This is a genomic window from Spartinivicinus poritis (assembly GCF_028858535.1).
GTDB lineage: Bacteria > Pseudomonadota > Gammaproteobacteria > Pseudomonadales > Zooshikellaceae > Spartinivicinus > Spartinivicinus poritis.
On the sequence record NZ_JAPMOU010000004.1, the window covers coordinates 58,489 to 73,535 of the forward strand.

The 15,047-nt window shown below is 44.7% G+C and carries 13 protein-coding genes; 6 read left to right on the forward strand and 7 right to left on the reverse strand.

All coding sequences use genetic code 11. From position 1 onward, the window contains the following. Positions 1-229 precede the first annotated feature (229 nt). The 6 genes from ORQ98_RS04650 to ORQ98_RS04675 all read left to right on the forward strand — a co-directional run bounded on the left by ORQ98_RS04650 (position 230) and on the right by ORQ98_RS04675 (position 9,150). Positions 230-1,531: a DUF3426 domain-containing protein gene (locus ORQ98_RS04650; protein WP_274687617.1), complete on the forward strand. Its 1,302-nt coding sequence runs from the start codon at positions 230-232 to the stop codon at positions 1,529-1,531. A 388-nt stretch (positions 1,532-1,919) separates the two neighbouring features. After that, positions 1,920-2,909, forward strand: coding sequence for a tRNA dihydrouridine synthase DusB (gene dusB / locus ORQ98_RS04655; protein WP_274687618.1), 990 nt, complete (start codon positions 1,920-1,922; stop codon positions 2,907-2,909). Next, a complete protein-coding gene (gene fis, locus ORQ98_RS04660; protein ID WP_274687619.1) occupies positions 2,906-3,226 on the forward strand; it encodes a DNA-binding transcriptional regulator Fis in 321 nt (106 codons plus the stop codon). Before dusB ends, fis begins: the two co-directional genes overlap by 4 nt. Positions 3,227-3,304: 78 nt before the next feature. Continuing rightward, positions 3,305-4,882 carry a bifunctional phosphoribosylaminoimidazolecarboxamide formyltransferase/IMP cyclohydrolase gene (gene purH, locus ORQ98_RS04665; RefSeq protein WP_274687620.1) on the forward strand — a complete coding sequence of 526 codons (1,578 nt, stop codon included), beginning with the start codon at positions 3,305-3,307 and terminating at the stop codon, positions 4,880-4,882. Between the two features lie 14 nt (positions 4,883-4,896). Continuing rightward, positions 4,897-6,183, forward strand: a complete 1,287-nt coding sequence (gene purD, locus ORQ98_RS04670) for a phosphoribosylamine--glycine ligase (protein WP_274687621.1) — start codon at positions 4,897-4,899, stop codon at positions 6,181-6,183. A 150-nt stretch (positions 6,184-6,333) separates the two neighbouring features. Beyond that, on the forward strand, positions 6,334-9,150 hold the full coding sequence (locus tag ORQ98_RS04675) for a hybrid sensor histidine kinase/response regulator (protein WP_274687622.1): 2,817 nt from the start codon (positions 6,334-6,336) through the stop codon (positions 9,148-9,150). Positions 9,151-9,162: 12 nt separating this feature from the next. On the opposite strand, the gene ORQ98_RS04680 is transcribed toward ORQ98_RS04675, so the two are convergent. From ORQ98_RS04680 to ORQ98_RS04710, 7 genes are all read right to left on the reverse strand, one after another. Then, on the reverse strand, positions 9,163-10,071 hold the full coding sequence (locus tag ORQ98_RS04680; RefSeq protein WP_274687623.1) for a hypothetical protein: 909 nt from the start codon (positions 10,069-10,071) through the stop codon (positions 9,163-9,165). A gap of 108 nt (positions 10,072-10,179) precedes the next feature. After that, the gene (dnaB, locus tag ORQ98_RS04685; RefSeq protein ID WP_274687624.1) at positions 10,180-11,574 is read right to left on the reverse strand and encodes a replicative DNA helicase; all 1,395 of its coding nucleotides are present in this window, start codon (positions 11,572-11,574) and stop codon (positions 10,180-10,182) included. A 189-nt stretch (positions 11,575-11,763) separates the two neighbouring features. Further along, positions 11,764-12,210: a 50S ribosomal protein L9 gene (rplI, locus tag ORQ98_RS04690; RefSeq protein ID WP_180568713.1), complete on the reverse strand. Its 447-nt coding sequence runs from the start codon at positions 12,208-12,210 to the stop codon at positions 11,764-11,766. A 32-nt stretch (positions 12,211-12,242) separates the two neighbouring features. Next, positions 12,243-13,124 (reverse strand): hypothetical protein, encoded by an 882-nt coding sequence (locus tag ORQ98_RS04695; protein WP_274687625.1) that lies wholly within the window; start codon positions 13,122-13,124, stop codon positions 12,243-12,245. A 40-nt stretch (positions 13,125-13,164) separates the two neighbouring features. Then, complete coding sequence (gene rpsR / locus ORQ98_RS04700; RefSeq protein ID WP_274687626.1) at positions 13,165-13,389, reverse strand: 30S ribosomal protein S18; 225 nt, start codon at positions 13,387-13,389, stop codon at positions 13,165-13,167. A 41-nt stretch (positions 13,390-13,430) separates the two neighbouring features. Then, positions 13,431-13,820 (reverse strand): 30S ribosomal protein S6, encoded by a 390-nt coding sequence (gene rpsF / locus ORQ98_RS04705; protein ID WP_274687627.1) that lies wholly within the window; start codon positions 13,818-13,820, stop codon positions 13,431-13,433. A gap of 259 nt (positions 13,821-14,079) precedes the next feature. After that, entirely contained in the window at positions 14,080-15,045 is a 966-nt protein-coding gene (locus ORQ98_RS04710; protein WP_274687628.1) for a D-2-hydroxyacid dehydrogenase, read from the reverse strand. Positions 15,046-15,047: the final 2 nt, after the last annotated feature.

Below are 15,047 nucleotides of genomic sequence, written 5' to 3' on the forward strand. Positions count from 1 at the left end.
GTAGCAACTACAAACTTAAACCTTAATGGAAACACCTTGCAAATATGAGGTCATATTTTTAGCCAACGCTAGTAATTGTAGTGTCTATAAAGCGAACATAAAAACTGCGAATACCTACACAATACTGGCTATTATTACTAATCATTAGTTAAGATATACCCCATGTGTAGGGCTTAGCCACCCACATTGGGTATAACACCAATTCAGTCGCTGGGAAGTTACGCGTACTATGGCAGAAACCTGGGTAACCCGCTGTCCTCAATGTGGCACCTCCTTTAGGTTAACCAAAAGCCAACTTAATGCCGCCAACGGCTCTGTACGTTGTGGTTCCTGCTTGCATGTCTTTCTTGCAACCAACTACTTAGTACCTGAAAAACAGTACTCCCAACAGTCTTCTGCTGTTAATTCACCAGAGAGCATTTCATCATCAAAACACCAGTCTTCTTCACCACCACAAGTGGATTATGATGAGCAGGGAAACGACAATGGCCTGCTGATTCATGATGATATGGATGAAGATGATGATACTGATCTTAGTGATGAAGTGTTGGCCATTGACAAGAAACCTGAGCCTAGCGCTTCACCAGCAAGCAAACCCGCTACTGACCATGAGCATAATAACAATACTGATGAGTCTTGGGCTCTAGCACTCTTAGAAGAACTAGAGCAAGAGGAACAGCGAGAAGCAGACGTTATTAACCAGCATTCCACCCAAAAAAAAGCGCAAGAGCACAAATATACTCCAGCGCCTCAACCAGCTGCGACCAGGGCACCTCAATCAACCCCAGCACCAGCAGTCAAGATCAGCAAACCTGCTATTGAAACAGCTGAACCGAAAGTTGAGCCTAACGTTGCTAAAAAGCAGGGTGTAGAGAAACCTGCAGTTTCATCTAAACCCTCAGTTGCTGAACCACCTACCAGATCATTGGCAGAAGCAACTGCTGTGAAAAGGCAGCCACCACTTGAAGCTTCTACAAACGACCATGATGACCTTTTGGGTGACCTTAAAGCAGACCCTATTGAGTTGGTTTACCCCAGCAAGTTTGCATGGCTGAGAAAAATCGGATGGTTATCAGTTAACCTGATAGCGATTGCTGCTATTGTCACCCAGCTGGCCTGGTATAACTTTGACGAATATGCCACTAAGCTCAGTTGGCGCCCGTATTATGCAACCGCTTGCAAACTGATTGGCTGTGAGCTCCCACCACTGGTTGATGTTGGTAAAGTAGTCAGCCGCAAGTTGATTGTAAGAAGCCACCCTAAATTCCAAAACGCTTTAGTTATTGATACCGTCATCATTAATAAGGCTAGATTCCAACAACCTTTCCCACTTATTGAGTTCAGCTTTTCAGACTTAAGTGGCCAGCTGGTTGCCACCAGACAATTTGCACCTGATGAGTATTTATCAGGAGAAGCAGCAGGCTTGACGATGATGCCTTCAAATGTACCAGTCAGACTATCTCTTGATGTAGTAGACCCAGGCCCTACTGCGGTTAACTACAATATTAGCTTTTCTCCAACCCCTAACTAAGTTAAACCCTATCGTTTTCAAGTTAAGCGGAGCCACCACCTTTCACTCATGTTTAGTCATCATAAATGCTTAAAGACATGATTTAACAGAATGTTTTAGAGCAACAGCTATGGTGAGTGAGTTAATGAACAAACCTCAATGAACTAGCCAACTTACAGCATTTACTTAACCTGGCTACTGATATCCACAGATTACTGACTTTAAAACAAACAATTTTTTCTTTCAGGTGCTTTATCCATAGCCAGCAACAGAGTATGATAGCCACCCCTTCCAATCAGTGAAGACGAACCCTAAAAACCTAATCGCTATTCAATCAATCAATAGTATCTGATATGTTTGATTGATGAGGCGATTTGTTTGTAATTTAACCAGATACTAAAGGCAAACAGTGTTTCAAATTGGCCCCTATGCAATTGAACCACCTGTTGTACTTGCACCTATGGCTGGTGTAACTGACAGGCCCTTTCGGCAGCTATGCAAGCGCATGGGAGCAGGCCTGGTCGTATCTGAAATGGTAACGTCAGATACCCGCTTATGGCACAGTAGAAAATCTCAGCTTCGCCTGGATCATACAGGAGAAACTGAGCCTCGCTCCGTGCAAATTGCTGGTGGTGACCCAAAAATGATGGCTGAAGCCGCAGCCATGAACGCCGACCGAGGCGCTCAAATCATTGATATTAATATGGGCTGTCCTGCGAAAAAAGTATGTAATAAAGCAGCAGGCTCAGCGTTACTGAAAGACGAACAATTAGTAGAAGCTATTTTAAAAGCGGTTGTTCAGGCTGTGTCCCTACCGGTCACCCTGAAAATACGCACCGGTTGGGATCAAGCAAACCGTAATGGTATAACCATTGCCAAAATTGCTGAGGACTGCGGTATCGCTGCACTCGCTGTACATGGCCGAACTCGTGCTTGTGGTTATAAAGGCGAAGCAGAATACGACACCATCGCAGCAATCAAACAATCGATCAATATCCCGGTTATTGCCAATGGGGATATTCGATCACCTGAACAAGCCAAAGCGGTTTTAGATTACACCGGTGCTGACGCGGTAATGATCGGCCGGGCTGCTCAAGGGCGACCCTGGCTATTTCAAGAAATTAACCATTTCCTGCAAACAGGCTCACATTTACCGCCTCCCAGCCTCAGTGAAATCAAAGCAATACTGCTCACACATTTGGATCACCTGTATCAGTTTTATGGCGACTATATGGGGATACGTATTGCTCGAAAACACGTCGGCTGGTATTTGGCAGCGCAACCTGGTGGTAGCTGTTTTCGCAAGCAGTTTAACCAGCTTGAAACAATTAGTGCTCAGCGCGCCTGCGTTCAGGAGTATTTTGAACGTTTAATTAACGGAGAGGACATTGCGGCATGACTGCATCTGAAACTACTTCTCAAGAACAAGCTCACTCTGCAACTGAAAACCTTGAGCTTCGTCAACACTTGACTAGCCCAGAGCAAGAGTCACAAACATTACGTGACAGTGTAGAAAAAGCTCTTAGTAATTACTTTTCTCACCTTGAGGGTCAGTCTGTAACTGATGTTTACCAAATGGTGCTTTCTGAAGTTGAGGCTCCTCTACTAGAAGTAGTCATGAGCTATGTCAAAGGTAACCAAACCAAAGCTTCACAAATTCTTGGCTTAAACCGAGGTACACTTCGGAAAAAGCTAAAGCAGTATGGCCTGCTATAATTAGTTCAAAAAACAAAAGGCGGATTATATCCGCCTTTTTTATTTAACTTTAAAAAACTGCCACTTTGTAATATCGCTATGCAAACTCCAACCATTCGACGCGCGTTGATCAGTGTTTCTGATAAAACTGGCATTGTAGAATTCGCCTCAGCACTTCACCAACAAGGTATTGAAATTCTCTCCACTGGCGGCACATTTAAACTACTTCAAGAACAGTCCATTCCAGCTATTGAGGTTTCTGACTACACAGGCTTTCCAGAAATGATGGATGGGCGAGTAAAAACCCTTCACCCAAAAGTACATGGTGCTATTTTGGGGCGCCGAGGCCAGGATGACCAAATCATGGCTGAACATGGCATCCAAGCCATCGATTTAGTTGTTGTCAATCTCTACCCCTTTTCCCAAACCGTTGCAAAGCCAGACTGTTTACTAGCCGATGCCATTGAAAATATTGATATTGGTGGCCCGACTATGGTACGTGCAGCAGCGAAAAACCATAACGATGTCGCCATCGTTGTTAATAGCACGGACTACTCAGACGTATTAAAAGAGCTGACAGAAAATAACAATGGTTTGAGTGACCGTACTCGTTTCGATTTAGCAGTAAAAGCCTTTGAGCATACAGCTGGCTATGATGCAGCCATTGCTAATTACTTAGGCAAACAAGTATTGCTATCAGGCGATCAAACTACTGATTTTCCTCGCACACTAAACTTGCAGTTCAATAAAGTGGAAGATATGCGCTATGGTGAAAATCCTCACCAGCAGGCCGCTTTTTATGTGGAAGCAAACCCAGTAGAAGCCAGTGTCGCCACTGCCAAACAGTTACAAGGTAAAGCACTCTCTTTCAATAATGTAGCTGATACAGATGCTGCTTTAGAGTGCGTCAAATCCTTTGCTGAACCCGCCTGTGTCATTGTTAAACATGCCAATCCCTGTGGAGTCTCCGTGAGCAGCGATATTTTGCAGGCCTATAACCTAGCCTACCAAACTGATCCTACCTCAGCTTTTGGTGGCATTATCGCCTTTAACCGGCCACTGGACTCGCTCACCGCTCAAGCCATTATCGAGCGCCAGTTTGTTGAAGTAATTATTGCCCCTGAAATTGATGAACCCGCTTTAAACATTCTTAGCCAAAAGCAGAATGTGCGAGTGCTTCAGTGCGGTGAGCTACCACAGATACCTAGCCCCCAGCTCGATTACAAAAGGGTAAATGGCGGGATATTGGTTCAAGATAGCGATATCCATCAAATCAGCATAGAAGATTTAAAAGTCGTTACTGATCGTCAGCCTACTCAAGAAGAGCTGATAGACCTACAGTTTGCCTGGAATGTAGCAAAGTTTGTGAAGTCCAATGCTATCGTCTATGCCAAGAACGGCCAAACCATTGGGGTGGGTGCAGGACAAATGAGTCGGGTATACAGTGCCAAAATTGCTGGTATTAAGGCCAAAGATGAAAATTTAACTGTTGCTGGCTCAGTCATGGCATCCGATGCATTCTTCCCTTTCAGAGATGGAATTGATGCAGCCGCAGCTGCAGGCATTACCGCAGTCATTCAGCCTGGAGGCTCCATGCGTGATGAAGAGGTTATCCAAGCTGCCAATGAAGCTGGGATGGCTATGGTGTTTACTGGGGTTCGTCACTTCCGTCACTAAGGTTAAATAACAGAATGAAAGTATTAATTATTGGTAGTGGTGGGCGTGAACATGCCCTGGCCTGGAAAGCAGCTCAAGATGAGCAAGTCACTGAAGTGTTTGTTGCCCCCGGTAATGCAGGTACCGCACTGGAGCCAAAGCTTACCAATGTAGCAATTGATGTATTAGCAATTGATGAGCTAATAGCCTTTGCTCAGACTAATGATATTGGCCTAACCATTGTTGGCCCTGAAGCACCGCTAGTAGCGGGTGTTGTTGATGCTTTTGAAGCAGCCGGTTTAGCTTGTTTTGGTCCCTCTAAAGGAGCAGCTCAACTAGAAGGCTCAAAAGCCTTTACCAAAGACTTCTTAGCTAGACACAAGATTCCTACTGCAGAATACCAAAACTTCACGGAAATTGAGCCAGCTAAAGCCTATATCCATGAAAAAGGTACGCCCATCGTAATTAAGGCCGACGGTTTAGCTGCTGGTAAGGGCGTTATCATTGCCCAAACTGAAGCTGAAGCATTTGCTGCTATTGATGACATGTTGGCTGGTAATGCCTTTGGTGAGGCCGGCCACCGCGTGGTGGTAGAAGAGTTTCTGCAAGGGGAAGAAGCCAGTTTTATCGTGATGGTTGATGGTGAGCAGGTTTTACCACTGGCAACATCACAAGACCATAAAGCCCGTGATGATGGTGATAAAGGTCCAAACACAGGTGGAATGGGTGCTTATTCTCCAGCACCAGTCGTTACGCCAGAAATTCACCAGCGCGCCATGGAAGAAGTGATTATGCCAACCGTTCGTGGCATGGCTGCTGAAGGTAATCGCTACCGAGGTTTTCTTTATGCTGGCTTAATGATAGCTGAAGACGGCACACCTAAAGTACTGGAGTACAACTGCCGGTTTGGCGACCCAGAAACACAGCCAATTATGATGCGCCTAAAATCCAGCCTGATTGAGCTTTGCCTGGCGGCTATTGGAGGCAAGTTGGATCAAGCTAAATGTGAGTGGGAAAATCAAGTAGCGCTCGGAGTGGTTATGGCAGCAGGAGGCTATCCAGAAAGCTATGCCAAGGGTGACACAATCAATGGCTTGAGCAATGTTACCGATGCCAAGGTTTTTCATGCAGGAACCAAGCAACAAAACAACCAGGTTGTCACTAATGGCGGCCGGGTACTCTGTGTTACTGCGTTAGGTAAGACTGTCCAACAGGCGCAGCAAGCGGCTTATCAGGCAACCCAGCAAATTTCCTGGAATAATGTCTACTACCGAAAAGATATTGGTCACAGGGCTATTGCAAGAGAGCAAGCTAAGTCATAATACATAAGCAACCTACCACCCAGTCTGTATTTTCACTAATAATAACTGGGTGGCAGCCTAAAAAAGCAGCATAAGTTTATGAAATCTATAGGTTAAACAACCTTTTCACATTCGTTATAATGGTAATTTAGTCTAGAAGGGATATCGCTCGTGCACAGGTCTGAAGTACAGGCTAACCGCCACAACATGCTCCAATACCTGCTTGCGATACTGCTCTGGGCTTGTCTGCCTGCAACAGCTGAAGTTGTTATCAACAACACTAATTACCAAATCGATCTAGCTAACTACTTTGAAATCTACGAAGACAAACAAGCGCAGCTAGCTATCGACCAGGTAAAGTCAGAGGGTTACACCCATCGATTTGCCCCCTACCGGCAAAAGTTTTTCCAATTTGAACAAAGCCCATCAGCAATTTGGCTTCGTACAGCGATTCATAACAATACCGCTACTGCTCAGTCACCTTTTATCACCTTAGTAGGGACCAACCTCAACTGGATTGATGTGTATATTGAGCAAGATAACCAGCTAAAAAAAGTAACCTCCAGTAATCAACGTCAAACGAATGGCCCACTGACCAGCCACCACCGTTTGCTCATTCCATTACACTTAGCCCCAAACCAAACAGCGGTTGTTTTTCTACGCATTCAACCCCAGCAGCCTCTTCACTTTGCCAGTCATTTAAAGTCACCCTCACAAGCACTTGTCAGCAGTAACCGTAACCAATGGCTAAGCGGGTTATTATTTGGCCTATTTTCCTGTGTGGCGATATATAATCTGCTGGCGTTTTTTCATCTAAAAGAGCGCAACTTTTTGTATATGTTTGCCTTGGTTAGCTGCTCTTTGATATTCCAAGGCACCTGGCAAGGGGTATTCAGCCAATTTAGCACTCTATCTGTTGCATCCCAATCACAGCTTAGTAATATCGCTCTGCTACTTGGCTGTGCCTTTGCTAGCCACCTTAACCGTCGTTACTATCAAATTGGTATCGACCACCCCAAATTAGACCTCTACTTTGCCTGGCTTTGCGGCCTTTGTCTGCTTGCTACACTGTTTGGCATCTTGTTTCCTGCTTGGCAGCCCACCGAGCTGAGCTTGTGGCTAACCAGCTTTATCGTGTTGAATATTTTTGGTTGTTCCCTGTACTACCTAAAGCAAGGAAATAAATATGCCCGCTTTATGCTAGCTGCTCAGTCCCCGTGCGCATTAGCAATTTTGATTAATATTGCCCTTACTCTCAATATTATTCAGCTAGCACCGTATAAAGCTGACTGGCTATTACTAAGCATTACCAGCTTAACCTTATTCGGTGTTTCATATGCATTTAGCTTACAGTTTCATTTACAAGCTAAGGAGAAACTAGCTGCTGCTGAACAACTTACCAGGCGCCCAAATAACCAGTTAAATCAAGCGGATTTTCTTGGCAAAGTTAGTCATGAATTACGTGGTCCAATGAATGGCATCCTGGGAATGAGTGAGTTGCTGATGGATACCAGCCTTACCCCCAAACAACAGGACTATGCCAACACCATTTACCATGCAGGGAATGAACTGCTTAACCAATTAAACCAAATGCTCGACATCAGCCGCTTAGAGCAAGATACCCTTAAGTTGGAAAAGGTTGATTTTGAGTTACCAGGATTAGTCGAAGCTTGCGTTAATATGTTCAGGCTAACGGCTGAGCAGCGTAGTATTGAGTTGATCAGCTATCTACAACCCGATGTTCCCGCGGTGATTAATAGCGACCCAAATCGACTCCAACAAATACTGCTTTCGTTGTTAAACCATGCTTTCAAGCAAACGAATGCTGGCGAAATACTATTGGCGGGAACTGCTGAGCAAAGCGAGCAGGGCCAGCAATTACGCATTGTTATTAAAGATACCAGTGAGGGCATGAGCCAATTTGAAAGACAGCAACTGTTAGCTAAAAAAGTGACGACAGCTGAATTACTTAGCAGTAATCAGCCTGACATTGCCATTGGTATTATTGTCGCCAAAGCACTGATTCAAAAAATGGGTGGTACCTTTGGTATCAAGAGTGAAATAGGTATAGGCACTACCTTTTGGTTTACCCTGCCACTGACACCAGTGAAACAAGCTAAGCAGCCACAGCAGGACTTCGACTTTAAAGGTGTTCGCGTATTAGTTGTTGATGATAATGAAACCTGTAGAAAAGTCCTTACCCAACAATGCCTAAGCCTGGGTATGGATGTAACATCTGCACAAAATGGTAAAGAAGCCTTAGCTCTACTACGAACCAAAGCAAACCTACAAGCGCATTATGATTTAGTTATTTTGGATCAAAATATGCCTGTAATGAATGGGCTACAACTATCGGCAAAAATCAAAGAAGACCCCAATATCAGCAATGATGTTCTGGTCATCATGCTCACAGGTGTCAGCCATATGCCTAGCATTGTTGAGGCCAGAAATGCCGGGGTTAAGCGAATTCTAACCAAGCCTATTGCTCACTACACCCTAGAGAGCGCACTAAAAGAAGAGCTGGCCAAATTTCAACCTCAGTCCAGCACAATGGCAAAAGACTTTTTAACCCAACAAGAACTGCCACAAAACTTAAAAGTACTGGTGGTTGAGGATAACCCCACCAGTGCAAAAGTCATCAAAGGAATGCTTGCCAAGTTGAGTGTAACCCCAGAGATAGCTGCGAATGGTAATGAAGCAGTTGAAGTGTTCAAGAGTAAGCGCTTTCAGATTGTTTTTATGGACTGTGAAATGCCTATTATGGATGGCTTTGAGGCGACTGAGCGGATTCGCCAATGGGAACAGCAGCAAAGCCTATCCCCTACGCCCATTATTGCACTCAGTGCCCATGGAATTCAGGATCAAAAGCAGCGAATCGCTGCGGTAGGCATGAACGGGCAGTTAACCAAACCCCTTGAGCTGGCAGCACTTCATGAAGTACTCCAGGTTTGGGCACTACCCACAGCCGAGCCTGTAGTCGAAAGCTAACCTCTTTCCTTATCACACATCAAATGACTCAATAATCTGCCGTTCTTGATCACTTAAGGCTACTTGCCGGAATTGATCAATCGCTGCAGCAGTGACAGTAGTTGCTGGTTCTTCCACTGTGGTAGCTGCTGCAGTAGCATTATTAGGCTGCTCTGCAGCTACTTCATTAGCAGGTGGGTTAAGGTTTGGGTTAGCAATTGTTACCCCTCCTGCTTGAGCATTTACTTCACTGGCAACAGTTATGTCGTTTTCTGCATCTGCCCCCACATTGACAGTTTGATCAGCTGAGCTTGCCTGATTTTGCTGAGCTTGATTAACTACCTGCTCACTTTCCTCATCAGCATCAGGAATCACTTCCCGAATATCAATAGCTAATACCACTTCATTGGTTATTTCATTATTAGCTGGTTGATTTAAAGATGCTTGGGGTTGACTAACCACTGTCGACTGAACACTTCCATTGGTAGCCGCAGGTTGATTAGTGGGGGTGTTTTCAGCAGTTGTGTTTTGTGGGTTACCAGCTGCTTGCTGGGTAGGTTGCTGCACTGTTTGTGCTTGCTGTGTTTGTGCAGTCGTTTGCTCAGGAGCCTGCGCAGGCTGCCTTGCTTCAGTATTATTATTAGGTAAGGCACTGACATCCCTCTCTGCCACACGAGCCTGAGGCTCATTATTCAAACTAACAGTGACAGGCCTTGATTCAATCGCGCTCGTTTGTGCACTTGGGGGTGGTTCTGAAAGGGTTAGTGGCTGAGTGGCTAAACTGGCTTGAGAAGCAAGTGTATTACGTGCCTCACGGCTGATCTGTACTTCTACCCCAACAGGCTGCTGGGTTCTAGCTTCTCGTTGCTGTTGCTCTTGGTTTAATTCAGGGCGTTGTGCCACTCTATTAGATACAACCGCTAAAGTATGACTCACTTCCATCGTCTGAACCACCATTAACCTTGGCTAATACCCCTTTTATAGCATATCTGCTCAGCATCTTTTAATGATGGTTAGATGGTTTATTAATAACCATTATGGCTTTATGGTCTATTCAAACCCCTCATAAGCACCTGGAGCCAAGTTTTCAAAACGAGTGTACTTGCCAATAAAGGCCAGTTTAACAGCTCCGATAGGGCCATTCCGTTGCTTACCAATAATGATTTCTGCCACCCCTTTCTGTTCAGTGTCAGGGTTATAAACTTCATCTCGGTAAACAAACATGATTACGTCAGCATCCTGCTCAATCGCTCCAGATTCCCGCAAGTCAGAGTTAACCGGACGTTTGTTAGGTCGCTGCTCAAGACTCCGGTTAAGCTGGGAAAGCGCAACAACTGGGGTATTAAACTCTTTTGCCAGTGCTTTTAGGGAGCGCGAGATTTCTGATATTTCATTAGTTCGGCCTTCGTTATTACCAGGCACTTGCATCAGTTGCAGGTAGTCCACCATGACTAAGCCAATATCTCCATGCTCTCGAACAATCCGGCGTGCTCTTGAGCGCATTTCGGTTGGACTGATACCGGCCGTATCATCTACAAACAGTTTTTTTTCATTGATCATGTTGACCGCTGCCGCAAGCTTTGGCCAATCATCTTCTTCCAGTTTACCGGTCCGAACCTTGGTTTGATCTATTCTCCCAAGTGACGATAACATCCGCATCATCAACTGCTCTGCAGGCATCTCCAAGCTAAAGACCAGTACAGCTTTATCAGAGTTGAGTAGCGCGTTTTCTACCAGGTTCATGGCAAAGGTTGTCTTACCCATCGAAGGACGCCCTGCCACAATCACCATATCTGATGGCTGCAACCCTGCTGTCATGTCATCAAGGTCATTAAAGCCGGTGGTGATACCTGTTAAGCTATCACCGGCATTGAATAATTCATCAATTCTATCAATGGCTTTATTCAGCAGCTCTTTTACACCAACAGGCCCACCATCTTTGGGTCTGTCTTCAGCAATCTGAAAAACTTCACGCTCAGCCTCATCAAGAATTTCACTACTGGAGCTACCATTAGGGTTATAAGCTCGATCAGCAATCCCTTGGCTTACTTTGATCAGCCGCCGTAAGATGGACCGTTCATACACAATGTCAGCGTAAGCACGAATATTTGCTGTACTGGGCGTGTTTTGTGCCAGATCGGTTAAATAAGCTAAGCCTCCACTTCCTTCCAACTGGTCAAGCTGAGTTAGCTCTTCAACAATGGTAACTGGGTCAAAGGGTTTTCCAGCGGCTACTGAGCTGGCAATAATTCGAAAAATATCTCGATGCGGGCGGTGATAAAAATCAGCAGAAGTAATTCGATCAGATACTGAATCCCAGGCATTATTGTCTAATAACAAACCACCAATGACAGACTGTTCAGCCTCCATAGAATGAGGAGACTCCCGTAATGACAGGGCTGTCTGTTCAGCTTGTTCAGTTTCTAAAGTGGGGCCTTGATCCATTGCCTACATTACCTGTTCGGCTAGGTATTCAATACAGGTCATCAATCCATACACTACTTACAATTTACTCATACACTATAAGCAGTATAGTTAGATCGATTTATAGAAAAATGCTTATAACACAGAATAAAAAGCACCCGCAATTACAAGCATTGCGAGTGCTTTTTACAGACTGAGTAAATAATTTAATTACTCAGCTTCTACAGTCACTTTCAGGGTTGCATCGACGTCAGTGTGCAGATGAATATTTACATCAAACTCACCGATGTGACGCAGAGGCCCTTCAGGTAAACGAATCTCACTCTTACTGACTTCAACACCTGCAGCAGAAATTGCTTCAGCCAAGTCACGAGTACCGATAGATCCAAATAGTTTACCTTCATCACCTGCTTTAGCAGTTAAAGTAAGCTCAAGCTCACCAATAACTTCTGCGCGTTTTTGCGCAGCTGCTAAGTTTTCTGCAGCAGCTTTTTCCAGCTCAGCACGACGAGCTTCAAACTCAGCTACATTCGATTTAGTAGCAGGAACAGCCTTATTGAAAGGGATCAGAAAGTTACGGCCATAGCCAGGCTTTACTGAAACCTTGTCTCCTAAATTGCCAAGGTTGGCAATTTTCTCTAACAAAATCACTTCCATCTTGCTTACCTCAAGATATTTTCCCACATAGACTAGCCTACTGGCTTATTCAGCCGACCACGAAAGTCAATAAAGCTATCTAAGAGGGCAACTAAAACCGTCAAAAAGAACATAATTGGGGCGAGTAAGATTTGCGCTGCATAAAATATTGCTAAGCCTAGAGTATTATTGCCTTTAGCCACAATAATGGAATGACACATTGCTAGACCAGCAAAGAATAGTGGTGTTAAAACAATTGGCAGTGTAGCTGCAAAACCAATCCCTACATTTACCCCTAAAAAAAACAATATCAATATTGTTATTGCTACCCTAGGAGGGAAACGCAGGTTAAATAGCTCTTTATAGAACCCACCAGGTACATAAAGTACTGATTGCCACCACCGAGCGAGCATCAGTGCTACCACTGATAATAATAAACACCTGCTAGCTTTCGAGCCGGCTGCTGCTGGCAGTAAAAACTCTTTGACATAGCCAACAACTTGTTCACCACTAGGCTCATTTGATAGCTGCTGATAAAAGCCTGCCTGAGTTAACGCCTGATGAAGCTGCCCAGCGACTGCTTTTAAGACATCAGGCTGAAATATCAACAGCGCTAACATCATGACTAAACCAACCAAAATACTGGTTAGCAAAGCCACCTGCCAGGATATTGATTTTCTTAATACCAGAGCTAAAACACTCGCGCCCAGAATAGTCATGACTGGGCTAATATCATGCTGAAAGGCTACCAGCCCTATTGCTGGCACCAGCCCCCAGGCTAATACCATACTACCGGCCTGCCAGCCTCGGCGTAAAATTACCAGGGCTACCGTAGCAGCGCTTAACCAATATGCAAAAGGCACTATAGCAGCTACAGCGGCTACACCCGCTGCATGCCTAGGGCTACGCATAATGAGTTCAGCTAAGCCTCGCATTATATTCCCTTTATACTCAACAACCGTCGCCGACTACTGATTAGTGACGATCAGTGTATGGTAGTAATGCGATATAACGCGCACGCTTGACAGCTGTTGCCAACTGGCGCTGATACTTCGCTTTAGTACCTGTAATCCGGCTTGGGACGATCTTGCCAGTTTCAGAAACATAGGCCTTCAGGGTATTGGTATCTTTGTAATCGATTTCCTTTACGCCTTCAGCGGTAAAGCGACAAAACTTTCTGCGACGAAAAAAACGTGCCATAGCAACGTCTCCTATTAAGTGTTAGGAAAAACCCAAATGAATTAATCTTCCGCTTGATCAGCTTCTTCAATATCAGCTTTTGCTTGATCATCACGACGCTGCTCACGAGTATCTTCTGGCTTCATAATAATTGAAGGCTCAGTGATAGCTTCGTTACGACGAACCACCATATGGCGAATAACTGCATCGTTGAAACGGAAAGAGTTTTGCAATTCATCTAGTGCTTCATTGCCGCACTCAACGTTCATCATCACATAGTGTGCTTTATGAACTTTCTGAATTGGGTAAGCAAGCTGGCGACGTCCCCAATCTTCTAAACGATGGATCTTACCTTCACCCTGTTCAATCAGCTTGGTATAGCGATCGACCATGGCGCCAACTTGTTCACTTTGATCAGGGTGAACGAGAAATACAATTTCATAATGACGCATAGCATCTCCTTTCGGATTAATAGCCTTCTGCTCAAGCTAACAGCACTATTGCTATTAACTGCAGTAAGGCAAGGAGCTAAGAGGGTTGTTTAACAACACTGCCTGACAGTGTATTAAGACAACTTCATTGACTAGCCAGAAAGTCAATTAGATTTATTTCTGGCTTAAGGGTACCTCTAAGTGAACCGCGCATTCTAGTGAAGCCGGCTCAAACTTGCAAGCACCTACAAGCTTAGCTTGAATTTGCAACCTTGATTATCTAGCAAACCTGATTAATAGGCTTTCCTGATAAAAAAGCAGCCAGGTTTTCACCCGCCATATTCACCAAGGTCTGTCTCGCCGCTTGAGTTCCCCAAGCGTTGTGAGGTGTAATATAAAGGTTAGGAATACTGGACTGAAATAAGGGATGATCAACAGGTGGAGGCTCTTCGCTCACCACATCCAGTGCAGCACCACCCAGCCACCCAGCGTGTAAGGCATCAACCAGCGCTTGCTCTTCAATGAGTCCGCCTCTCGCAGTATTTATTAGCAGTGCACCAGGTTTAACTAGACGCAAAGTATGGCGGTTAAATAAATGCTCTGTTTGCTCAGACAAAGGACAGTGCAAGGAAATAACATCAGCTTGCGGTAACGCAGCTTCAAAAGGCAAGCGCTCAACTCCCTGAACTGACTGACTTTGATGCCCTTCAAAGGTTGCTGCAATTACCTTCATTCCCAGCGCTTTAACCAGTTTAGCCACAGCCTGCCCCAACTCACCCAAACCAACAATAAGACAGGTTTTACCAGCCAGCTCTAGTATAGGTTGATTTAATAGACAGAAGTGTTCGCTTTGCTGCCACTGCCCCTGCTTAACGGCAGCTAAGTAATCTGGCTGACGGGTAGCCAGATTAAGAATTAAGCCTAAAGTATGTTGGGCAACACTATGAGTACCATACCCTCGAACATTGCTCACCACTATCTGGCGAGCTTTAGCTGTTGCTAAATCAACATTATTTGTGCCTGTTGCTAATACACCAATATATTTAATTTGCGGATTTTCAACTAAAACCGCTTCAGTCATAGCCACTTTATTAGTTAATACTATTTCTGCACCAACCAACCTTTCATTTAATTGCTGAGCTGTCGTTTGGCCATAACTCTGCCACTCCTCCAGCTGTCGTGTAATTGGCTGCAAATTGAGATCATCCGGTGCTAATGAAGCGACATCAAGAATAATCCCTTTCATAA

Coding starts and splice junctions, on each gene's coding strand:
- ORQ98_RS04650 (WP_274687617.1), top strand. CDS start 230: ATGGCAGAAACCTGGGTAACCCGCTGTCCTCAATGTGGCACCTCCTTT.
- fis (WP_274687619.1), top strand. CDS start 2,906: ATGACTGCATCTGAAACTACTTCTCAAGAACAAGCTCACTCTGCAACT.
- purH (WP_274687620.1), top strand. CDS start 3,305: ATGCAAACTCCAACCATTCGACGCGCGTTGATCAGTGTTTCTGATAAA.
- purD (WP_274687621.1), top strand. CDS start 4,897: ATGAAAGTATTAATTATTGGTAGTGGTGGGCGTGAACATGCCCTGGCC.
- ORQ98_RS04680 (WP_274687623.1), bottom strand. CDS start 10,071: ATGGAAGTGAGTCATACTTTAGCGGTTGTATCTAATAGAGTGGCACAA.
- dnaB (WP_274687624.1), bottom strand. CDS start 11,574: ATGGATCAAGGCCCCACTTTAGAAACTGAACAAGCTGAACAGACAGCC.
- rplI (WP_180568713.1), bottom strand. CDS start 12,210: ATGGAAGTGATTTTGTTAGAGAAAATTGCCAACCTTGGCAATTTAGGA.
- ORQ98_RS04695 (WP_274687625.1), bottom strand. CDS start 13,124: ATGCGAGGCTTAGCTGAACTCATTATGCGTAGCCCTAGGCATGCAGCG.
- rpsR (WP_274687626.1), bottom strand. CDS start 13,389: ATGGCACGTTTTTTTCGTCGCAGAAAGTTTTGTCGCTTTACCGCTGAA.
- rpsF (WP_274687627.1), bottom strand. CDS start 13,820: ATGCGTCATTATGAAATTGTATTTCTCGTTCACCCTGATCAAAGTGAA.
- ORQ98_RS04710 (WP_274687628.1), bottom strand. CDS start 15,045: ATGAAAGGGATTATTCTTGATGTCGCTTCATTAGCACCGGATGATCTC.